The organism is Streptomyces griseoviridis (assembly GCF_005222485.1).
GTDB classification, from domain to species: Bacteria; Actinomycetota; Actinomycetes; order Streptomycetales; family Streptomycetaceae; genus Streptomyces; species Streptomyces hintoniae.
The window spans coordinates 3,446,023-3,467,024 of record NZ_CP029078.1; the positions used below are offsets into that span (position 1 = coordinate 3,446,023).

Consider the following 21,002-nt stretch of genomic DNA (forward strand, 5'->3'; position numbering starts at 1 on the left):
CCATGGCGGAAATCCTGCAGAGGGACGGCACGTGGGTGTTCGACGGCGACGCCCTGCGACTGACACCCGGACGGGACAGGAACGTCAGCCTCTTCCGCAGGACACTGGGTGAACTGGTCGTGCCGCTGGGCGCGTTGGAGGGACTCTCGTTCGAAAAGGGGCGCAGGTCCGGGCGGTTGAGGCTGCGGCTGCGAAACGGCGCGGACCCGCTGCTGCTCGCCACCGGAGGCCGCCTCACCGAGCCCCACGACCCGTACCAGCTGGCGGTCGAACCGGACCGGCACGGGGTCGCCGAGTACGTCGTCGAGGAGGTGCGCGCCGCGCTGCTGCTCGCGCGGGTGCCGGCCGGGCCGCTCGACCGGTATCTGCTGCCGGGCCCCGCGGTCCCGCTGTCGGTGTCGGCCGGTGACGGCACGGTGAGCTTCGACGGCGAGCGGGTGCGCCTGGAGTGGAACTGGAAGACGGAGGACGCCAAGTCGGCCGCCGGGGCCCGCACGCTGGCCCTCGGCGAGCTGGCCGGCGTCGACTGGCATCCGGCGGCCGGGCTGGAGAACGGGTATCTGCGGTTCACGGTGCGCGGCGCCCCGACCGAGGCGCCGCCCAAGTACGACCCGAACGCGGTGGAGTTGTGGGGGTTCAAGAAGGACCCGCTGATGGCGCTGGTCGCCGCCGCCGTGCAGGCCCGGCTGCCGCACCCGACCGCCGTCGCGTCCACCGCCACCGCCACCGCCACCGCCACCGCCGCCGTCGTCCCGCCCGCGCCGCGGCCGGCCGCGGACGACCACGACGCGCTGCTGCGACGGCTGCGGGAGCTGGGCGAGCTGCACCGGGCGGGCGTGCTGACGGAGGACGAGTTCACCCTCGCCAAGCGGGCGGTCCTCAGACGGCTGTGAGGACCGCCCGCCGGGCGGGTGCGGCTACTTGGCGCGGCGGGCCACGGTGAACCGGTCGACGCGCGCGCCGGTCTCGGCGATGCCGCTCACCGTCAGGGTGGCCCAGTGGCCCCTGGCCGCGGGGGCGACGTCCACCCGCAGGAACGAGTAGTCGAGGTAGCGCACCCGCGACCAGGTGACCGTCTCGTCGACCTTCCCGGTCTTGGTGTTGACGAACGAGGCGACCGAGTCGACCTCGTGCTCATGGCCCTCGTAGGACTGGGGCGCGCTGAACGCGTACAGGCTGCGCCCGGCCGCGCCCGCCGTCACGTACACGACACCCTCGGTCTCCGGGTAGGCGGTGCCGCCGATCGGGAGCTTCTTGACGACCTTGTCGCCCTTGAGGACGTCGGTCCGCTCGTACTGGTGGTTGTGGCCGTTGATGACGAGGTCGACCGTGTACTTCTCGAACAGCGGCACCCACTCCTGGCGGACGCCGCCCTCCGAGGCGTGCGCGGTGGAGGTGCAGTAGGCGCAGTGGTGGAAGAAGACGACGACGAAGTCGATGTCCTTCGCGGCGCGGAACTTCTTCAGCTGGGCTTCGAGCCACCGGGTCTGGGTGCCGCCGGAGAGGCCGAGGTTGGCCGGGATCTCGAAGGAGACGTCGTTGGCGTCGAGGGAGATCACGGCGGTGTTGCCGTGGACGAAGGAGTAGACGCCCGGCAGGTTGCGCTTGTCGGGTCCGTTGTCGGGGAGGTTCCAGCGGGCCTCCTCGCCGCCGTAGCCGTGCGGCGCGTACCAGGCCTCCATGTCGTGGTTGCCGTAGGCGGGCATCCACGGGACGGACTTGGCGACCGACTCGGTCTGGGCGAGGAACTGGTCCCACACCCGGGAGTCGAAGCCGGTGTCGGAGGACTTCCCGGCGCCCGCCGGGTCGGCGTAGGCGATGTCGCCCGCGTGCAGGTGGAAGGCCGGGTTCTGGCCGAGCAGCAGGCTGTTGTTGGCGAGGCCGTGGTAGCCGACGCCCTCGTCGCCGAAGGCGGTGAAGGTGAACGGCTTCTTGTGGTCGGGCGCGGTGGTGAAGGTGCCCAGGGTGCCGGTGAGGTGGGCGGCGGCCGGGTCGAAGCCCTGGTGGCCGACGCCGTAGTAGTACGTCCTGCCGGGCCGCAGGTGGGTGAGTTTCGCGTGCAGGTAGTACTGCGTGTGGTCGCCGCTCGCGCCGACCCCGGCCGGCGTGAACAGGGTGCGGACCTCGGCCTCGATGCGGCGGGAGAGGTCCCAGGGGTGGGCGCCGATCCGGATGAACGGCTTCTTCACCGCGACCGGCACCTGCCAGGAGACGGTCATCTCGGTGCGCGGGTCGTTGCCGTAGGCGAGGTGGCGGCCGAAGGGGGCGACGAGCGCGCCGTCGACGGTGGCGGTGGCCGGGGCGGTGCTCCGGGTGGGGACGGCGGCCTCGGCGACCGCGCCGGGGACGAACACACCGCCCATGACGGCGCCCAGGGTGACGGCGCCGCCTCTGATCATCGTGCGCCGGGAGAATCTGGCGCGCAGGTACTCGTGCTGCTCGGCCATGCTCATCCGGTCGGCCAGCGGCTCGGGTACTCCCATACGAGGAATGTCCATGACGTCTGAAACTCGTCGCGGCAGGCGACGGGCCGCAAGACACAGGATGGACAGGGTGCGAACAGCCTCTCATAAGAGTTTCAATAGCCCTCTGCCCGGAATCGGGCAGGATTCTTGCGAAACCCTCCCCTGTACTCCAGGATCTACCGGGTGCACGACGAACTTGTGGATCATCTGACGCGGTCGACGCCCCTCAACCGGGGCGAAGCGCTGCGCGTGGTCCAGGACGTGCTCGCCTACTTCGACGAGACGACCGAGGAGTACGTCCGTCGCCGCCACCGCGAACTCCAGGCCCAGGGCCTGGTGAACGCGGAGATCTTCGAACGGATCGCGGCGGACCTGAGATACCGCGCGGTCGCACCGCCGGAGCTGACGCTCCGCCAGTTGCGCCGCATCGTCTACGGCTGAGGGACTCATCTGCATGTGCGGAATCGTCGGATACATCGGCAAGCGTGACGTGGCCCCGCTGCTCCTCGAGGGCCTCCAGCGCCTGGAGTACCGCGGCTACGACTCGGCGGGCATCGCCGTCACCTCGCCGAAGACCGCCGGGCTCAAGAGCGTCAAGGCCAAGGGCCGGGTGCGTGACCTGGAGGCCAAGGTCCCGGCCCGCTTCAAGGGCACCACGGGCATCGCGCACACCCGCTGGGCCACCCACGGCGCCCCCTCGGACGCCAACGCCCACCCGCACCTGGACGCCGAGGGCAAGGTCGCCGTCGTCCACAACGGCATCATCGACAACGCCTCCGACCTGCGCCGCAAACTGGAGGCGGACGGCGTCGTCTTCCTCTCCGAGACCGACACCGAGGTCCTCGTCCACCTCGTCGCCCGCTCCCAGGCGCCGACCCTGGAGGAGAAGGTCCGCGAGACCCTCCGGGTGATCGAGGGCACCTACGGCATCGCCGTGCTGCACGCCGACTTCCCCGACCGCATCGTGGTGGCGCGAAACGGCTCCCCCGTGGTCCTCGGCATCGGCGAGAAGGAGATGTTCGTCGCCTCCGACATCGCCGCGCTGGTCACCCACACCCGCCAGATAGTGACCCTCGACGACGGCGAGATGGCGACCCTCAAGGCCGACGACTTCCGGACGTACACCACCGAGGGCACCCGCACCACGTCCGAGCCGACCACCGTCGAGTGGGAGGCCGCCTCCTACGACATGGGCGGCCACGACACCTACATGCACAAGGAGATCCACGAGCAGGCCGACGCCGTGGACCGGGTGCTGCGCGGCCGGATCGACGAGCGCTTCTCCACCGTCCACCTGGGCGGCCTCAACCTGGACGCCCGCGAGGCCCGCCGGATCCGCCGGGTCAAGATCCTCGGCTGCGGCACCTCGTACCACGCGGGCATGATCGGCGCCCAGATGATCGAGGAGCTGGCCCGCATCCCCGCCGACGCCGAGCCCGCCTCCGAGTTCCGCTACCGCAACGCGGTCGTCGACCCCGACACCCTGTACGTCGCCGTCTCCCAGTCGGGCGAGACCTACGACGTGCTGGCCGCCGTGCAGGAACTCAAGCGCAAGGGCGCCCGGGTGCTCGGCGTGGTCAACGTGGTCGGCTCGGCCATCGCCCGCGAGGCCGACGGCGGCATCTACGTGCACGCGGGCCCCGAGGTCTGCGTCGTCTCCACCAAGTGCTTCACCAACACGACGGTCGCCTTCGCGCTGCTCGCGCTGCACCTGGGCCGCACCCGTGACCTCTCGGTCCGCGACGGCAAGCGGATCATCGAGGGCCTGCGCAGGCTGCCCGCCCAGATCACCGAGATCCTCGACCAGGAGCAGGAGATCGAGAAGCTGGCCGCACGGTACGCCGAGGCCCGCTCGATGCTGTTCATCGGCCGGGTGCGCGGCTACCCGGTCGCCCGGGAGGCGTCCCTCAAGCTCAAGGAGGTCTCCTACATCCACGCCGAGGCCTACCCCGCCTCGGAGTTGAAGCACGGCCCGCTGGCCCTCATCGAGCCGGCCCTGCCCACGGTCGCGATCGTCCCCGACGACGACCTGCTGGAGAAGAACCGCGCCGCGATGGAGGAGATCAAGGCCCGCAGCGGACGCATCCTGGCGGTGGCCCACCAGCACCAGGAGAAGGCCGACGAGACGATCGTCGTCCCGAAGAACGAGGACGAGCTGGACCCCATCCTGATGGGCATCCCGCTCCAACTCCTCGCCTACCACACGGCGTTGGCCCTGGGCCGGGACATCGACAAGCCGCGCAACCTGGCCAAGTCGGTGACGGTGGAGTAGCCGGCCCCACCCTGCCGGCAGAACGGACCCCCACGCGCCGCCACCTGCGCGCGGGGGTCCCTCCATGCCGCCGGGGCCGCCCAACTCCCCGGCGCCGGGCTGCCTTTGAGCCGGAGGCCGTCACGCCCCGGCCGGCAGCGCGTCGCGAGAGCGCCGTCGGCCGGAAAGGGCGGGCCGCCCTCCGGCGGGGGTGCGATGACGCGAACGGCACGGTCGATCCGTGACCGGTATATGCCCTTCACAAGGACACAAACACCTCTACGCGTCAGTAGTTTCACGCACCGCGCACACCGGGAGGGGGTCCGCACGGCGCGGACCCCACCCGGATGTACGGACAGTCACGGAATCACGATCACGGGCCGCTGCGCCCGCTTGGCGAGCCGTCCGGCGACGGAGCCGAAAATGCGCCCCACGATGCCGTGGGTCGAGCCGACGACGATCGCGTCCGCCTCGTACTCCCGCCCCACCTCTTCGAGTTCGTGGCAGATGTCGCCACCGCGCTCGACCAGGATCCAGGGGACTTCGGAGAGGTATTCGGCGCAGGCCAGTTCGAGACCGAGGACCTCGGTGCGGTGGTCGGGGACATCCACGAAGACCGGCGGTTCGCAGCCGGCCCAGACCGTGGTGGGCAGCCGGTTGGCGACATGGACGATGATCAGGCCGGAGCCGGAACGGTGGGCCATGCCGATGGCGTAGGCGAGTGCCCGCTCACTGGACATCGAGCCGTCGAAACCGACGACGACGCCGTGCTTGAACGCGGGATCGCAGGATTGACGTGGTTCTTCGGCCGCCAGGGGGTCGGTCGCCATGGGATCGGCGACAGGCCGCTTGCGGTCCGCGGGTTCGAAGAATTCGTGACCGGCCATGGCTGTCTCGGCGTCGGGATCCTTTAGTGGGTGGGACAACAGTGAGCGGCGGAGCTGTGTCCGGGAATCATCTTCCCAAGCCCATACCCCCAAGGGTACGGCGGCACGCCTCCTTTGGCCCAGATCCCGCCCTCACTGCGTTCGGGTTCCCCGGAGCATGCACGAGGGGGCGCCCGTCACGCAATGGTTGCTGCGCCGTACAGGCGGTTTGCACAGCATTCACCTGCCGGGTGGCGAAGGCGTACAGTGACCGACCGCTCGAACATGCGTTGAACCCGGAGAGCCTCGGCCCCAGGGAGCACCCATGTCCGGACCGCACCCCACCTCCGACCGCCCTCGCGCGACCCCGCACCCGCGCCAGGAGTCGGCGACCGACGTCGTCCGGTGGGCGGCGTTCAGCTGCGTCCTGGTCCCCGTGGTCCTGCTCTGGTACGGCAGTTCACTGGCAGGCGCGGCCGGCACCGCCCTCGGCCTCGCCGCCGTCACCGCGGTCTGCCGGTTGCTTCTGCACCGGTCGGAACGCGGCGCGGCGGAGCACGCGGAGCACATGGAACACATGGACGATGCGGACTGCGTGGAACACGCGGACTGCGCGGACCACGGGGACCACATGCATTACATGCACCACGCAGACCACGTGGACCACACGGACCCCGACACCCACGGTGCCCACGCGAACGACGCGGACCACGGGGAACTCGCGCGGTAACAGGGGGATCAGGCGCACCGGCCGCACCACGGGCACCGGCGGGCGCAGCCGGAACGCGAGGTGCGCGAGGCGGCAGGGGCGGGCGGGGCGCGGCGGGACGACGGGGAGCGGGAGGAGCGAACGGTCCCTCAGCAGGGGCACCGGCAGCGGACCGGGGCGGCCGTCCGTCGCGATGGACGGCACACTGGAGGGAGTACACCGGTCGTCTGACCGGTTTTAGTGCTGCCACACACCTCTTTTCAGCCAACTTCTGGCCACCGTGCATCTCCTGCCCTCACCACCCCCCAACCCCCGTTCCACCTGCACGGAAAGGGTCCAGAGGGCCCCGCGCACCCTACGTGGATTGGCCACTGCGACAAGGCGCACTTCCCTGCACGGCCCACGAGTGCAACGCTTCGTGATCGAATGCTTCACGCCAAGTTGCCAAGTCGACAATGTGCCGAGTGCTGAACTGGTCATCTCGGCGCCACGGGACGCAGTAGATTCGATCTTGACTCTTACGGCGGGGGACTCGTGCAGGACCGAGGGGAAACGTGCAGGAGCGACACAACCGAGGAGCCGCGACCACCGAGGGGGGCTTAGCAGGATGAGCCACGACTCCACTGCCGCGCCGGAAGCCGCGGCCCGGAAACTCTCCGGGCGACGCCGCAAGGAGATCGTCGCGGTGCTGCTGTTCAGCGGCGGCCCCATCTTCGAGAGTTCCATACCACTGTCGGTGTTCGGGATCGACCGCCAGGACGCCGGCGTTCCCCGCTACCGACTGCTGGTGTGCGGCGGCGAAGAGGGTCCACTGCGGACCACGGGCGGCCTTGAACTCACCGCGCCGCATGGCCTGGAAGCGATCGCGCGAGCGGGCACGGTCGTCGTGCCGGCCTGGCGCTCGATCACCTCCCCGCCACCGGAGGACGCGCTCGACGCGCTGCGCCGGGCGCACGAGGAGGGGGCCCGCATCGTGGGCCTGTGCACCGGCGCGTTCGTGCTGGCGGCGGCGGGCCTGCTCGACGGCCGCCCGGCCACCACGCACTGGATGTACGCGCCGACCCTGGCGAAACGCTATCCGTCGGTCCATGTGGACCCGCGCGAGCTGTTCGTCGACGACGGTGACGTCCTGACCTCGGCGGGCACCGCCGCCGGGATCGACCTGTGCCTCCACATCGTGCGGACGGACCACGGCAACGAGGCGGCCGGCGCGCTCGCCCGCCGCCTGGTGGTCCCGCCCCGCCGCACCGGCGGCCAGGAGCGCTACCTCGACAGGTCTTTACCAGAGGAGATCGGCGCCGACCCGCTCGCCGAGGTCGTCGCCTGGGCGCTGGAGCACCTCCACGAGCAGTTCGACGTGGAGACGCTGGCGGCGCGCGCCTACATGAGCCGCCGCACCTTCGACCGCCGGTTCCGCTCACTGACGGGCAGCGCCCCGCTCCAGTGGCTGATCACCCAGCGGGTGCTCCAGGCGCAGCGGCTGCTGGAGACGTCGGACTACTCGGTGGACGAGGTCGCGGGCCGCTGCGGCTTCCGCTCGCCGGTGGCGCTGCGCGGCCACTTCCGCCGCCAGCTCGGCTCGTCGCCCGCCGCGTACCGCGCGGCGTACCGGGCCCGCCGCCCCCAGCAGGACCGGCCGAGCGACCCTGAGCCGACGCCGGTGCCCCTCCTCCACCCGGAGGGACCGGTGCCGATGCAGGCCCGCCGTACACCCACGGTTACGGGCCCGCCACTGGCCAGCGTGCCGGGCCAGCGCAGCGGTACCTAGCGGCACACCCGCGCTCTCGGACGCCGGACGGGCTGATCGGCCCGTCCGGCGTCCGCCGCGCGTACCGCGCCGGCCGCGGAACGGCCTCCCTCGCCCCCACCCCCCGACGTCCGCACCGACACGGGGCGACCCAATGGCGCACGCCCGCCGTAAGGTGGGCGCATGAACGATCGTATGGTGTGGATCGACTGCGAGATGACCGGTCTCTCGCTGTCCGACGACGCGCTCATCGAGGTGGCCGCCCTCGTCACCGACTCGGAGCTGAACGTACTCGGCGAGGGCGTCGACATCGTCGTACGTCCGCCGGACCGGTCCCTGGAGACGATGCCTGACGTGGTGCGCCAGATGCACACCGCCTCCGGCCTCCTCGACGAACTCGCCGCGGGCACCACCCTCGCGGACGCCGAGGAGCAGGTCCTCTCCTATATCAAGGAGCACGTCAAGGAACCCGGCAAGGCGCCGCTGTGCGGCAACACCGTCGGGACCGACCGCGGCTTCCTCCTCCGTGACATGCCGACGCTGGAGGGCTACCTCCACTACCGCATCGTCGACGTGTCCAGCATCAAGGAGTTGGCCCGCCGCTGGTACCCGAGGGCGTACTTCAACAGCCCGGAGAAGAACGGCAACCACCGCGCGCTCGCCGACATCCGCGAGTCGATCGCGGAGCTGCGCTACTACCGCGAGGCCGTCTTCGTCCCCCAGCCGGGACCCGACTCGGAGACCGCGCGGACCATCGCCGCGAAGCACGTGGTGCCCGCCCGGTAAAGGGGTGCGCGAGCACCCCTTCGGACCCTGTACACTTTTTCTCGGCCGGTCGGTGAAACACCAAGTCACACGCCGGTCGTGGTGGGTGTAGCTCAGTTGGTAGAGCACCTGGTTGTGGTCCAGGTGGCCGCGGGTTCAAGTCCCGTCACTCACCCTGATTGATCAAGGGCTGATCTGGTAAAACAGATCGGCCCTTGATCTGTTTCCGGACCTTGGAAACATCACGGGAACAGGACCATCACGGGACAGGGCCTCTGTCGCTTCGGGCGGCGGGGCTCCGAGCGCCTCATAGAACGCGAGCGCGGGCAGCCCGCCCGCCGAGTGCTGCGCGCGGGACGCCAGCTCGACCGACCAGAAGCCTTGCGCGCCGACCTCGGCGGCGAACCTGAGCTTGTCTCCCAGAACCATGTTCACGTCAGCGACCGTCACGCGCGACGCGACCAGCTGAAGCGACTGCGTCGGACGGACAGCCCCCGCACCATTGGCAGTCACCGTGTCGTCAGGACACACTGCCCCGCATGGAGTTGATCGCGCGGGGGCGGGACGCCGATGTCTACGCTCTCGACGGGGCGCGGGTGCTGCGGCGCTACCGGCACGGCGGGCCGACGGCTCGGGAGGCGCGGCTGATGGCGGATCTGGCGGCGCGCGGATATCCGGTGCCGACGGTGTACGAGGTCAGCGGCGCCGATCTCGTCCTCGAACGCCTGGACGGTCCCACGATGCTCGACGTGCTGGCCGCCCAGCCCTGGCGGGGACGGTCGCTCGGCCGGACGCTGGGCGGGCTGCTCGACCGGCTGCACGCCCTGCCCGCGCCGGCCTGGCTGCCGGGGCGGTTCGGCACCGGGGGCGACGACCGGGTGCTGCACCTGGACCTGCACCCGGGCAATGTCGTGCTGACCGGGCGGGGCCCGGTGGTGATCGACTGGCGCGACGCGCGCGCCGGTGATCCCGCCGCCGACGTGGCGATGACCCTGGTGACCATCGGCAGCGCGGAGCTGCCGGGACCGGCCCTGCGGCTGGCGCGGCGCCCGCTGCTGCGGAGCGTGCGGGAGGGCCGTGAGGCCGGTCTCGCGGCCCGGACCCGGGAGGTCGTGGAGGCGAAGCTCGCCGACCCGCATCTGCTGCCCTCGGAGGCGGCGTGGCTCGGCCGCCGCACCGGCGGCCGGACGGATCGGCCGGGGCCCTGACGCGCGCCGTGGGACGCGCCCCGCTCACGCCGGGCGGGCGTCCGGGGTCACGACGAGGCGCGGGTGACCAGTTCCGTCGCCAGGACCATCTGGCGGCGTTCGAGTCCGCGCGAGACGGCCGGGCGGCGGTCGGCGATCTCGGTCAGCAGCAGGTCGATCATGCGCCGGCCCATCTCCTCGATGGGCTGCCTGACGCTGGTGAGCGGCGGGTCCATGTGCCGGGCTATGGCCGAGTCGTCGTAGCCGACCAGCGCCACGTCGTCCGGGATGCGCAGGCCCCGTTCGCGCAGCACCTGGCGGGCGCCGGCCGCCATCACGTCCGATCCGGCGAAGACGGCGTCCAGGTGCGGGCGGCGGCCGAGCAGCTCGGTCATCGCGCGTCGACCGCCCTCCTCGGTGAAGTCGCCCGGCTCGATGAGGAGTTCGTCGACGCCGTGCCCGGCGTCCCGCAGGGCGTCGCGGTAGCCGTCGACGCGGCGCTGGGCGCCGTAGACGTCGAGGCGGCCGGTGATGTGGGCTATCGTGCGGCGGCCCCGGGTCAGCAGGTGCTCGACGGCGGACCGGCCGCCGCCGTAGTTGTCGGAGTCCACCGAGGTGAGCGTCTCGGCGGCGGAGCGCGGGCCGCTGATCACCGCCGGGATCTCCAGCTGGGAGAGCAGGTCGGGCAGCGGATCGTCGGCGTGCACGGAGACCAGCAGCACGCCGTCCACCCGGTGGGCGGCCAGGTACTGGGCGAGGCGCTGGCGTTCACGGTCGCTGCCCGCGAAGATCAGCAGCAACTGCATGTGCGTCTCGGACAGTTCGGCGCCGACGCCCTTGAGCATGTCCGAGAAGTACGGTTCGGCGAAGAACCGGGTCTCGGGCTCGGGGACGACCAGAGCGATGGCGTCGGTGCGGTTGGCGGCGAGGGCGCGGGCGGCCGTGTTGGGCACATAGCCCAGCTCGGCGACGGCGGCCTCCACGGCGGCGCGGGTGGCGTCGCTGACCCGCGGCGAACCGTTGATCACCCGGGAGACCGTGCCGCGCCCGACGCCCGCGCGCGCGGCGACTTCTTCGAGTGTGGGTCGTCCCCCACTCCTGCTCCGCGCTCCGTGGGTTGCCATGGGCCCCGCCTTCCCGCCGTCGTCATCTCGCTGGCCTGGAATTTAACAGCCGGACCTGGGGCGCCGGCCGCCGCCGTGGGCACGCCGGGCCCCGGACCGGCGGATCCCTCGATTCCAGTTAACGTCCCGATAACTGAAGGCATCACGCGCTGCCCGCTCCCTTGACACCCCCGCCCGAACCGGCCAACCTTCAACACATCACCTGTGGGAGCGCTCCCACAGTACCTGACACATACACATCCCGCACGTTCCCCGCCCGAGCCGCAGCGAGTACGAACGGGCCCAACAGTGCAGTTGGCCGGGGGGTCGGCACGTCAGGCAACAGGAGGACGCAATGCGCACGAGTACCCGCCGGTCCCACCGGCTGATGGCCCTCGCGGCCGTCGCCGCGCTGACTACGGGACTGCTGGCCGGTTGCGCCAGCGACTCGGACGACGGCTCGTCGAACTCTAACGACAGCGGCGGCAACGCCAAGGGCAAAACCACACTCACCATCGGCACCTTCGGTGTGTTCGGCTACAAGCAGGCCGGTCTCTACGACGACTACATGAAGCAGCACCCCGACATCACCATCAAGGAGAACGTCACCACCCGTACCGACGTGTACTGGCCGAAGGTGCTCACCCGCCTCCAGGCCGGCTCCGGCACCGACGACATCCAGGCGATCGAGGTCGGCAACATCACCGAGGCCGTCCAGACGCAGGCGCAGAAGTTCGTCGACCTGGGCAAGGACGTCGACAAGTCGCAGTGGCTGGACTGGAAGAACGCCCAGGCCACCACCAAGGACGGCAAGCTGATCGGGCTCGGCACCGACATCGGTCCGATGGCGATCTGCTACCGCAAGGACCTCTTCAAGAAGGCCGGCCTGGAGACGGACCGCACCAAGCTCGCCGAGCAGTGGAAGGGCGACTGGGCCAAGTACGTCGACCTGGGCAAGCAGTACATGAAGAAGGCGCCGAGCGGCACCAAGTTCGTGGACTCCGCGTCGTCGGTCTACAACGCGGCCCTGGGCGGCGAGAGCCAGACGTACTACGACAAGGACGGCAACGTCGTCTGGGACAAGTCCGCGGGCGTCAAGAAGTCCTGGAACGTCGCGATGTCGGTGGCGACCAGCAACATGTCGGCGAAGCTGAAGCAGTTCGACAAGCCGTGGGACCAGGGCTTCGCCAACGCCTCGTTCGCCACGGTGGCCTGCCCGGCGTGGATGATCGGCTACATCGAGCAGAAGTCCGGTGACTCGGGCAAGGGCAACTGGGACGTGGCGGCGGCGCCGACCGCGGCCAACTGGGGCGGCTCCTTCATCGGCGTGCCGACGGCGGGCAAGCACCAGAAGGAGGCCGTCGCCCTGGCGAAGTGGCTGACCGCGCCCGAGCAGCAGGCGAAGGTCTTCGCGAAGCAGGCCAGCTTCCCGTCGACCCCGGCCGCCTACTCAAGCCTGAAGCCGGCCACCGAGACCACGTCGTACTTCTCCGACGCCCCGATCACCCAGATCTTCTCCGACTCGGCGAAGACGATCCCGTCGCAGTTCCACGGCGCCAAGGACCAGCCGATCGGCACCGCGATCACGGACGTCGGCATCCTCCAGGTGGAGCAGAAGGGCAAGACCCCGGCCCAGGGCTGGGACGCGGCCGGCAAGGAGATCAAGGACGTGCTCGGCCAGTGACCAGCTCCAAGCAGGCTCTCGCGGATCCCGCGTCGAGTGCCGAGGCCGCGTCCGGCTCCCAGCCGGGCGCGGCCCGGGGCGCTCGCGGTCGCGGTACGCCGGCCCAGGGCCCCGACTCCTGGCGCAGCCGGTTCTACCGCTGGGACATGAAGGCGTCGCCCTATGTCTTCATCGCCCCCTTCTTCATCATCTTCGGCGCGTTCTCGCTGATCCCGCTCCTCTACACGGCCTGGTACTCGCTGCACAACGTGCAGCTGTCCGCGCTGGACCACCAGACCTGGGCGGGGCTGGACAACTACCGCAACCTGTTGTCCTCGGACTTCTTCTGGAACGCCCTCAAGAACACCTTCACGATCGGTGTGCTCGCCACCGTCCCGCAGCTGATGGCGGCGCTGTGGCTGGCCCACCTGCTCAACTACCACCTGCGCGGCTCCACCGTCTGGCGGGTCGTGATGCTCACCCCGTACGCCACCTCGGTGGCGGCGGCGACGCTCGTCTTCACGCTGCTGTACTCGTGGGACGGCGGCATGGTCAACTGGTTCCTGGACTTCTTCGGGATCGACGCCATCAACTGGCGTGAATCCGACGTGGGTTCGCAGTTCGCGGTGTCGTCGATCGTGATCTGGCGGTGGACCGGCTACAACGCGCTGATCTATCTCGCCGCGATGCAGGCCATCCCGTCCGACCTGTACGAGTCGGCGGCCATCGACGGCGCCAACCGCTGGCAGCAGTTCCTGCACGTGACGGTTCCGCAGCTGCGCCCGACGATCCTGTTCACGGTGGTCGTCTCGACCATAGGCGCCACCCAACTCTTCGGTGAGCCGCTGCTGTTCGGCGGGGTCAGCGGATCGAAGGGCGGCTCCGAGCACCAGTACCAGACGCTCGGTCTCTACATGTACGACCAGGGCTGGATCATCGGCAACCTCGGCAAGGCGTCGGCCATCGCGTGGTCGATGTTCCTGATCCTGCTGATCGTCGCCGTGATCAACCTGCTGCTCACCCGACGGCTGAGGAAGTCCCAATGACCACCAGTGAACTGACGTTGCCTCAGACGCAGGGGAAGAAGGTCCGCACCCGCAGGGTGATGGGCGCGGGCAAGCAGCTGCACGCCGGCCCGGTGACCTATGTCGTGCTGACGGTCTTCGCGCTCGTCTCGCTGGCCCCGCTGGTGTGGACGGCGATCGCGGCATCCCGCACCGACCGGCGGCTCGCCGAGACCCCGCCGCCGCTGTGGTTCGGCGGGAACCTGTTCAAGAACCTGGAGGCGGCCTGGGACCAGGCCGGGCTCGGGACCGCGATGCTCAATAGCACGATCGTCGCGGGCACCATCACCATCAGCACGGTGCTGTTCTCCACCCTCGCCGGGTTCGCCTTCGCCAAGCTGCGCTTCAGGTTCTCCGGGTTCCTGCTGCTGCTGACCATCGGCACCATGATGATCCCGCCGCAACTGGCCGTCGTCCCGCTGTACTTGTGGATGAGCGACTTCGGCTGGTCGAACCAGCTCCAGACGGTGATCCTGCCGACCCTGGTGACGGCGTTCGGCACGTTCTTCATGCGCCAGTACCTGGTGCAGGCGCTGCCGAGCGAGCTGATCGAGGCGGCCAGGGTGGACGGCGCGAGCAGTCTGCGGGTGGTGTGGCACGTGGTCTTCCCGGCGGCGCGGCCGGCCATGGCCGTGCTCGGCCTGCTGACGTTCGTGTTCGCGTGGAACGACTTCCTGTGGCCGATCATCGCCCTGAACCAGCAGAACCCGACCGTGCAGGTCGCGCTCAACTCGCTGGGCACCGGCTATGTCCCGGACCAGGCCGTGATCATGGCGGGCGCGCTGCTGGGCACGCTGCCGCTGCTGATCGCCTTCATCCTGTTCGGCAAGCAGATCGTGGGCGGCATCATGCAGGGCGCGATCAAGGGCTGACGTCACGTCGCCCCCGTGTTCCGCGTGCCCTCAGGGGCCGGGTCAGCGCAGCCTCGGCCCCCTCCGCCCCGCCCTGTGACCGCCCTGTCCCCCCTGACGACCCGTCGGTCTCCCCGACCACCAATGGGAGCGCTTACATGTCTGAGTCCGCCACACCGGCGACCCCGGTGACCTTCCCCTCCGCCTTCCTCTGGGGCTCCGCGACCTCCGCCTACCAGATCGAGGGGGCGGTGCGGGAGGGCGGCCGTACGCCCTCCATCTGGGACACCTTCAGCCATACCCCCGGCAAGACGCTGGGCGGTGAACACGGTGACATCGCTGTCGACCACTACCACCGCTTCCGCGACGACGTGGCGCTGATGGCCGACCTCGGGCTGACCGCCTACCGGTTCTCGGTCTCCTGGCCCCGGGTGCAGCCCACCGGGCGGGGTCCCGCGGTCCAGGTGGGCCTGGACTTCTACCGCCGTCTGGTGGACGAGCTGCTCGCGCACGGCATCAAGCCCGCCGTCACCCTCTACCACTGGGACCTGCCGCAGGAGTTGGAGGACGCGGGCGGCTGGCCCGAGCGCGACACCGCGTTCCGGTTCGCCGAGTACGCGCAGATCGTCGGCGAGGCGCTGGGCGACCGGGTGGAGCAGTGGATCACCCTCAACGAGCCCTGGTGCTCGGCCTTCCTGGGCTACGGCTCCGGGGTGCACGCGCCGGGCCGCACCGACCCGGAGGCGTCGCTGCGGGCCGCCCACCACCTCAACCTGGCGCACGGCCTGGGCACCACCGCCCTGCGCTCGGTGATGCCGGCCCGCAACTCCATCGCGATCAGCCTCAACTCGGCGGTCGTCAGGCCGGTTTCGCAGAGCCCCGCGGACCTCGCGGCCGCCCAGCGGATCGACGACCTGGCCAACGGCGTCTTCCACGGCCCGATCCTGCACGGCGCCTACCCGCAGTCGCTGCTGGCCGCGACGGCGCAGGTCACCGACTGGTCGTACGTCCTCGACGGCGATCTCGGCGTGATCCACCAGCCGTTGGACGCGCTGGGCCTCAACTACTACACGCCGGCGCTGGTCTCCGCCGCCGACGAGCAGCGCACCGGCGCCCGCGCCGACGGCCACGGCGCGAGCGAGCACTCCCCGTGGCCGGGCGCGGACGACGTCGAGTTCCACCAGACGCCGGGCGAGCGCACCGAGATGGGCTGGACGATCGACCCGACAGGTCTGCGCGACCTGATCATGCGCTACACCCGGGAGGCGCCCGGACTGCCGCTGTACATCACGGAGAACGGCGCGGCCTACGACGACAAGCCCGACGCCGAGGGCCGGGTGCACGACCCGGAGCGGATCGCCTATCTGCACGGCCACCTCGCGGCGGTGCGCGGCGCCATCGCGGAGGGCGCGGACGTGCGCGGCTACTACCTGTGGTCGCTGATGGACAACTTCGAGTGGGCGTACGGGTACGGGAAGCGGTTCGGCGCGGTGTACGTCGACTACGCGACGCAGGCCCGCACCCCGAAGTCGAGCGCGCTCTGGTACCGCGAGGCGGCCCGCACCGGGACGCTGCCCGAGGTGCCGGGGCACTGACGACCGGGCGCGGTACGCCGGGGGCACCCGCCCCGGGGCGTACCAGCCGGTCCGCTGGACGGGAGCGGGGCGCGGGGCCGTGGGGGGTGCCGCGCCCCGTTTCCCTTGCCCGCCCCGCGCGCGGGGCGCTCGGATCGCGGACGGCATACGGCGGCGCCCCGGCCGGATGGGGGGTGGGTGCCGGCCGGGGCGCCGCCGCCCCCGTTCCACGGATGGTCAGTTGACGGCGTTGAACGCCTTCGAGAACGCGTACGGGTCCTGGGTGATCGAGCTGCACGTCGCGTCCGCGGAGTTCTTCGCGCCGCCCGCGCACTGCTTGTCCCGGGTCGCCGACCACATCGACAGCCAGCCGAGGCCCTTGGACTTGGCGAACTGGACCAACTGGCTCGCGTCGTCGACCTTGAAGATCTCGGAGGCGACGTCGTTGACGCCGAGCATCGGGGTCACCGCGACCGCCTGCCAGGCCGCGCTGTCGGAGAGCCCGAGGACGCTCTTGACCTGGGCCTGGGTCGCGGTGGCGGCCTGGACGGCGTAGTCGCCCATGTCGCCGTTGTAGGCGGGGCCGTAGTCCATCGCCATGATGTTGACGGTGTCGATCCGCACGCCGTTGGTCCTGGCGTTCGCCAGCAGGCTGACGCCGTCCTGGGTGAGGCCCTCGGGCATCACCGGGAGGGTGTAGGAGACGTCAAGGTCGGGGTGGAGGGCCTGGAGCTTGGCGATGGCCTGCGCGCGGCGGGTGTTGGCCGCGGTGTTCGGGAGCGCGCCGCCCTCCACGTCGAAGTCGACCTTGGTGAGGCCGTAGGCGTCGACGGCCTTGCCGTACGCCGCCGCCAGCGCGTCCGCCGAGGAGCAGGTGGTGGCCAGTTCGGAGCCGGAGGCGCCGCCGAAGGAGACCCGGACGTCGCCGCCCTTGGCGCGCAGGGCGCCGATCTGGGAGGCCACGGCGTCGCTGCCGAGGTCGGTGACCCCGCCCCACTTGGGGGTGCAGCCGCCGCCGTCGGTGACGAAGGCGAGGTTGTAGTCCTTGACGCCGGTCGCGTCGGCGCTCGCGAGCAGGTCGAAGGCCGGGTAGAGCGAGGTGTCGACGTAGGGGGCGAAGCCCGCGGACGCGGTGGTGCCGGTGCCGGTGCTCTTGGTGGGGGTGGCCGTGGTGGGGGTGGCCGTGGTGGGGGTGCCGGTGGGCGCGTCGGTGGCGGTGGCCGTCGGGGACGGGGTCGGGGTGTCGGTGGGGCGGCCGGTCGGCTCGGGGGTCGGGCCGGTGTCGGCGGAGCAGCGGGTGTCGTCGACGAGACAGCCGGTGGGGTCGGCGGTGCCGTTGACGACGAAGCCGACGGTCACGGACTTGCCGGGCGCGAGTCCCTCGGTGTCCCACTTGGCGGCCTTCACGGTGACGTGGCCGCCGCTGACGCTGGACTCGGCGTTCCAGAGCGAGCTGAGCCGGGAGCCGGCCGGCAGGTCGAACTCCAGCGTCCAGTCCTTCTCGGTGGCGCCGGTGTTGTTCGTGACGACGTACTGGCCGGTGTAGCCCGTCGACCAGTCGCTGGTCCTCGTGTACGCGGCGCCGACGCCCGCCGCCTGCGCGGTTCCGGTGAACAGGAGCGCGCCGCCACCGACCACGGCCGCCGCGACGGCACCGCCGATCGCCTTGTTCCTGCCACTGACCTTGCGGCGGTGGGTCCTCATGCGCTGCCTGCTTTCGCTGTTCACGGGGGTGGGGGTGCGACAGCACGCTAGCGAGGGAGGATCGGGCAAAGCGGTTCATCCGGGCGGGGGTTGAGGATCTTAGGGTGCGCTTAAGGGTGGCATCGGGGGTGGTTAAAGATCGGGGCGGACCCGGCTCACGACGGGTTGGACCGGCCGGGTTGTCGGTCGGGGGGCCGGTCGAGGGGGCCGGCCGGGTGATCGGTCGGCCGGGGCGGCCGGGTCGCCGGTCGGGGCGCCGGTCGAGGGGCCGGCCGGGTCGTCGGCCGTGGGGCCGGTCGGCCGCCGCTCTCAGCGCACCGCTGCCTTCCGGCGTCCGCGCACCGATCCGCGGTGTCCGCGGCGTTCCGGCTCGCGGCCGTCGAGCTGGATCCAGATCCGCACCTCGGTGCCGCCGAGCACCGACGAGCCGATCCTGACGTCGCCGCCGGTCGCCTCGGCGAGCCTGCGCACGATGTCGAGGCCGAGTCCGGTGGAGCCGTCGCTGCCCGAGCCCCGGCCGCGGGCCATCGCCGCCCGCGGGTCGGCGATGCCGGGGCCCGCGTCCGAGACGAGCACGATCACCGCGTCCTCGCCGTTGTGCACGTCGACCGCGAAGGCGGTGCCCTCGGCGGTGTGCCGGAAGACGTTGCCGAGCAGGGCGTCGAGCCCGGCCGCGAGGTCGGCGCGGGCCACCGGTATCCGCACCGGCCGGTCGGCGCCTGCCACCCGCCACTTGCGGCCCTCGTCCTCGGCGAGCGCCGACCAGAACGACATCCGCTCGCGCACCACCTCCGCCGCGTCGCACCCGGCGCCGGGACCGGCCGCCGCCGTCCGCGGCTTGGCCTCCCTTGCGGTGCGGATGATCGTGTCGACCTCGCGCTCCAACTGCGCGACGGCGGCCCGGGTCTGGTCGGCGGCCGGGCCCTCGCCGAGCGAGGCCGCGTTGAGCCGCAGCACGGTCAGCGGGGTGCGCAGCCGGTGCGACAGATCCGCCGCCAACTCCCGCTCGTTCGCCAGGAGTTGCACGACCTGGTCGGCCATCGAGTTGAACGCGACCGCCGCGAGCCGCAGTTCAGTGGGGCCCTCCTCGGGGACCCGGGCGCCGAGCTTGCCCTCGCCGAGTTCGTGGGCGCCCTCGACCAGGCGCTGGGCGGGCTGCACCATCCGCACGCCGAGCCGGTCGGCGACCGCGACCGAGCCGACGATCAGGGCGGCCCCGACGCCCGCCAGCACCGCCCACGCCGTCCCGACGCCGTTGCTGACCTCGGACTCGGGGACGTACACCTCGACGACGGCGATGGCGCCCGAGCTGAGCGCGACCGGCTGGAGCAGGGTGGAGCCGCCGGGGACCTCGCTGGTGGAGGCGCGGCCGAGCCTGCGCACCGTCTCGATGTCCGCCTCGGCGGCCCGGCGGCGGCCGAGGTCGACGGCGGGCCCGCCGCCGGCCGCGGGCAGGTGCACGGCCATCCCGGCGTCGGCGCCCGCGGAGGCGACGACCCGCTCCAACTCGTCGCGTTCGGTGGTGATGGAGAGCGCGGGGGCGACCGCGGCCGCTTCCCGTTCCGCGTTGGAGAACGCGCGGTCGCGGGCCATCTCCTTGACGACCAGGCCGAGCGGGACCGCGAAGGCGACCACGACCATCGCGGTGACCGCGAGGCAGACCTTGACCAGGGCCCATCTCATCGCGACTGCCCCGCTCCCGCCGGTGGCTCCAGCTTCACGCCGACCCCGCGCAGCGTGTGCAGATAGCGCGGGCGGGCCGCCGTCTCGCCCAACTTCCGCCGCAGCCACGACAGATGGACGTCGATGGTCTGGTCGTCGCCGTACGACTGCTGCCAGACCTCGGCGAGCAGCTCCTTGCGCGGGACGACGACGCCGGGGCGGGCGGCGAGGAAGGCGAGCAGGTCGAACTCGCGGCGGGTGAGATCGAGCCGGACGCCGTCCAGCTCGGCCTGCCGGCGCAGCGGGTCGACGGTGAGGCCGCCGACGCTCAGCACGGTGGAGGGGGCGGCCTCCGGGCCGGCCGCGCGGGAGCGGCGCAGCACGGCCGCCATCCGGGCGGAGAGGTGCTCCACGGAGAAGGGTTTGGTGAGGTAGTCGTCGGCGCCCGCGTTCAAGAGGCGAACGATCTCCGACTCGTCGTCCCGCGCGGTGGCGATGATCACCGGGACGTCGGTGATGCCGCGGAGCATCTTCAACGCCTCCGATCCGTCCAGATCGGGCAGTCCGAGGTCGAGCACGACCACGTCGAACCGGAAATGGGCGACTTCGCGCAGCGCCTCCAGTGCCGTGCCGACGCTGCGCACGGTGTGCGCGGCGTCGGTCAGGTGCCGGATCAGCGCCGACCGTACGAACTGGTCGTCCTCGACGACGAGCACACTTGCCATGCGCCGCACCGTACGCCATCCGGGCGAGCCGGGTCCGAGCCTGTGGACAACTCCCCGGCGGGCGACAGGGGTGGGACGGGTGAGGCAGGATGGCACGCGATGCGCAGAGGACTCGTACACGTACTCGCCTGGACGCTCGCCACGGGCGCGGCGGCCACGCTGTCGTGGTGGGGTGTGCACACGGTGATGGCGGGCACCGCGTACGACCCGCCGCGCGCGCTGCCGATCGCGGCGGCCGACGCGACGACCCAGGAGTCGAAGCCGCTGGCGTCGGCGACGAGCCGCGCGCCGAAGCCGACCCGCTCGGCTCCCCCGCCGGCCCGCACCCCGGCGGTGACCCCGTCGGCGTCGCCGACCGCGTCGGCACCGGGCACGACGCCCACCCCCTCGCCGACGCCCAGCACGTCGGGCGAGGTCAAGTCCTATGACACCGACGGCGGCCGGGCGGTCTTCGATCTCGGCGCGACCTCGGCGACGCTCGTCTCGGCGACGCCGGGGGCGGGGTGGTCGATGCAGGTGTGGAAGACGGAGAGCTGGATCCGCGTGGAGTTCACGGCGGGCGCGGACCGGGTGTCGGTCTTCTGCACCTGGCACGACGGCCCACCCCGGGTGGAGATCGGCACGTACTGAGGCCGCGACGCCGCTCGACGCCCGTCAAGTCCCCCT

19 protein-coding genes and 1 tRNA gene are annotated in these 21,002 nt (G+C 71.3%); 13 read left to right on the forward strand and 7 right to left on the reverse strand.

Going from position 1 to position 21,002, the window contains the following annotated elements; translation table 11 throughout:
* Positions 1-2: 2 nt before the first annotated feature.
* Entirely contained in the window at positions 3-893 is an 891-nt protein-coding gene (locus DDJ31_RS14425; RefSeq protein WP_127179881.1) for a DUF4429 domain-containing protein, read from the forward strand.
* A 24-nt stretch (positions 894-917) separates the two neighbouring features.
* Here DDJ31_RS14425 and DDJ31_RS14430 read toward each other — a convergent pair whose 3' ends face one another.
* Positions 918-2,483, reverse strand: a complete 1,566-nt coding sequence (locus DDJ31_RS14430) for a purple acid phosphatase family protein (protein WP_127179880.1) — start codon at positions 2,481-2,483, stop codon at positions 918-920.
* A 165-nt stretch (positions 2,484-2,648) separates the two neighbouring features.
* Between DDJ31_RS14430 and DDJ31_RS14435 the strand changes: the two genes are divergently transcribed.
* Both DDJ31_RS14435 and glmS read left to right on the forward strand, forming a co-directional pair.
* Positions 2,649-2,906: a hypothetical protein gene (locus DDJ31_RS14435; protein WP_127182793.1), complete on the forward strand. Its 258-nt coding sequence runs from the start codon at positions 2,649-2,651 to the stop codon at positions 2,904-2,906.
* 13 nt (positions 2,907-2,919) lie between these two features.
* Positions 2,920-4,737, forward strand: a complete 1,818-nt coding sequence (gene glmS, locus DDJ31_RS14440; RefSeq protein ID WP_127179879.1) for a glutamine--fructose-6-phosphate transaminase (isomerizing) — start codon at positions 2,920-2,922, stop codon at positions 4,735-4,737.
* 338 nt (positions 4,738-5,075) lie between these two features.
* Here the strand turns inward: glmS and DDJ31_RS14445 are convergent, their stop codons facing one another.
* Positions 5,076-5,603 carry a universal stress protein gene (locus DDJ31_RS14445; protein ID WP_127179878.1) on the reverse strand — a complete coding sequence of 176 codons (528 nt, stop codon included), beginning with the start codon at positions 5,601-5,603 and terminating at the stop codon, positions 5,076-5,078.
* 304 nt (positions 5,604-5,907) lie between these two features.
* Here DDJ31_RS14445 and DDJ31_RS39140 point away from each other — a divergent pair, with 304 nt between their 5' ends.
* The 4 genes from DDJ31_RS39140 (at position 5,908) to DDJ31_RS14465 (ending at position 8,978) form a co-directional block, all read left to right on the forward strand.
* Entirely contained in the window at positions 5,908-6,312 is a 405-nt protein-coding gene (locus DDJ31_RS39140; protein ID WP_240678202.1) for a hypothetical protein, read from the forward strand.
* Positions 6,313-6,898: 586 nt separating this feature from the next.
* A complete protein-coding gene (locus DDJ31_RS14455) occupies positions 6,899-8,059 on the forward strand; it encodes a helix-turn-helix domain-containing protein (protein WP_127179877.1) in 1,161 nt (386 codons plus the stop codon).
* Between the two features lie 162 nt (positions 8,060-8,221).
* Positions 8,222-8,824, forward strand: a complete 603-nt coding sequence (gene orn / locus DDJ31_RS14460) for an oligoribonuclease (RefSeq protein WP_127179876.1) — start codon at positions 8,222-8,224, stop codon at positions 8,822-8,824.
* A gap of 81 nt (positions 8,825-8,905) precedes the next feature.
* Positions 8,906-8,978, forward strand: a tRNA-His gene (locus DDJ31_RS14465).
* A gap of 8 nt (positions 8,979-8,986) precedes the next feature.
* Here DDJ31_RS14465 and DDJ31_RS14470 read toward each other — a convergent pair.
* The gene (locus DDJ31_RS14470; RefSeq protein ID WP_127179875.1) at positions 8,987-9,238 is read right to left on the reverse strand and encodes a hypothetical protein; all 252 of its coding nucleotides are present in this window, start codon (positions 9,236-9,238) and stop codon (positions 8,987-8,989) included.
* Between the two features lie 104 nt (positions 9,239-9,342).
* Between DDJ31_RS14470 and DDJ31_RS14475 the strand changes: the two genes are divergently transcribed.
* Positions 9,343-10,011 (forward strand): phosphotransferase, encoded by a 669-nt coding sequence (locus DDJ31_RS14475; RefSeq protein WP_127179874.1) that lies wholly within the window; start codon positions 9,343-9,345, stop codon positions 10,009-10,011.
* 47 nt (positions 10,012-10,058) lie between these two features.
* Here DDJ31_RS14475 and DDJ31_RS14480 read toward each other — a convergent pair whose 3' ends face one another.
* Positions 10,059-11,114, reverse strand: a complete 1,056-nt coding sequence (locus tag DDJ31_RS14480) for a LacI family DNA-binding transcriptional regulator (RefSeq protein WP_127179873.1) — start codon at positions 11,112-11,114, stop codon at positions 10,059-10,061.
* 334 nt (positions 11,115-11,448) lie between these two features.
* Between DDJ31_RS14480 and DDJ31_RS14485 the strand changes: the two genes are divergently transcribed.
* The 4 genes from DDJ31_RS14485 (at position 11,449) to DDJ31_RS14500 (ending at position 16,266) form a co-directional block, all read left to right on the forward strand.
* Positions 11,449-12,777, forward strand: coding sequence for an ABC transporter substrate-binding protein (locus DDJ31_RS14485; protein ID WP_127179872.1), 1,329 nt, complete (start codon positions 11,449-11,451; stop codon positions 12,775-12,777).
* The gene (locus DDJ31_RS14490; protein WP_127179871.1) at positions 12,774-13,802 is read left to right on the forward strand and encodes a carbohydrate ABC transporter permease; all 1,029 of its coding nucleotides are present in this window, start codon (positions 12,774-12,776) and stop codon (positions 13,800-13,802) included. The genes DDJ31_RS14485 and DDJ31_RS14490 overlap by 4 nt, the downstream gene beginning before the upstream one ends.
* Positions 13,799-14,692, forward strand: a complete 894-nt coding sequence (locus DDJ31_RS14495; RefSeq protein ID WP_171480826.1) for a carbohydrate ABC transporter permease — start codon at positions 13,799-13,801, stop codon at positions 14,690-14,692. Before DDJ31_RS14490 ends, DDJ31_RS14495 begins: the two co-directional genes overlap by 4 nt.
* Before the next feature lie 137 nt (positions 14,693-14,829).
* The gene (locus DDJ31_RS14500; protein WP_127179870.1) at positions 14,830-16,266 is read left to right on the forward strand and encodes a GH1 family beta-glucosidase; all 1,437 of its coding nucleotides are present in this window, start codon (positions 14,830-14,832) and stop codon (positions 16,264-16,266) included.
* A gap of 216 nt (positions 16,267-16,482) precedes the next feature.
* On the opposite strand, the gene DDJ31_RS14505 is transcribed toward DDJ31_RS14500, so the two are convergent.
* The 3 genes from DDJ31_RS14505 to DDJ31_RS14515 form a co-directional block, all read right to left on the reverse strand.
* Positions 16,483-17,949 carry a glycoside hydrolase family 18 protein gene (locus DDJ31_RS14505; RefSeq protein ID WP_127179869.1) on the reverse strand — a complete coding sequence of 489 codons (1,467 nt, stop codon included), beginning with the start codon at positions 17,947-17,949 and terminating at the stop codon, positions 16,483-16,485.
* A 309-nt stretch (positions 17,950-18,258) separates the two neighbouring features.
* The gene (locus DDJ31_RS14510) at positions 18,259-19,632 is read right to left on the reverse strand and encodes a sensor histidine kinase (protein ID WP_127179868.1); all 1,374 of its coding nucleotides are present in this window, start codon (positions 19,630-19,632) and stop codon (positions 18,259-18,261) included.
* On the reverse strand, positions 19,629-20,336 hold the full coding sequence (locus tag DDJ31_RS14515; protein ID WP_127179867.1) for a response regulator transcription factor: 708 nt from the start codon (positions 20,334-20,336) through the stop codon (positions 19,629-19,631). Before DDJ31_RS14515 ends, DDJ31_RS14510 begins: the two co-directional genes overlap by 4 nt.
* Before the next feature lie 99 nt (positions 20,337-20,435).
* On the opposite strand from DDJ31_RS14515, the gene DDJ31_RS14520 reads away from it, so the two are divergent.
* Positions 20,436-20,966, forward strand: coding sequence for a hypothetical protein (locus tag DDJ31_RS14520; protein ID WP_127179866.1), 531 nt, complete (start codon positions 20,436-20,438; stop codon positions 20,964-20,966).
* Positions 20,967-21,002: the final 36 nt, after the last annotated feature.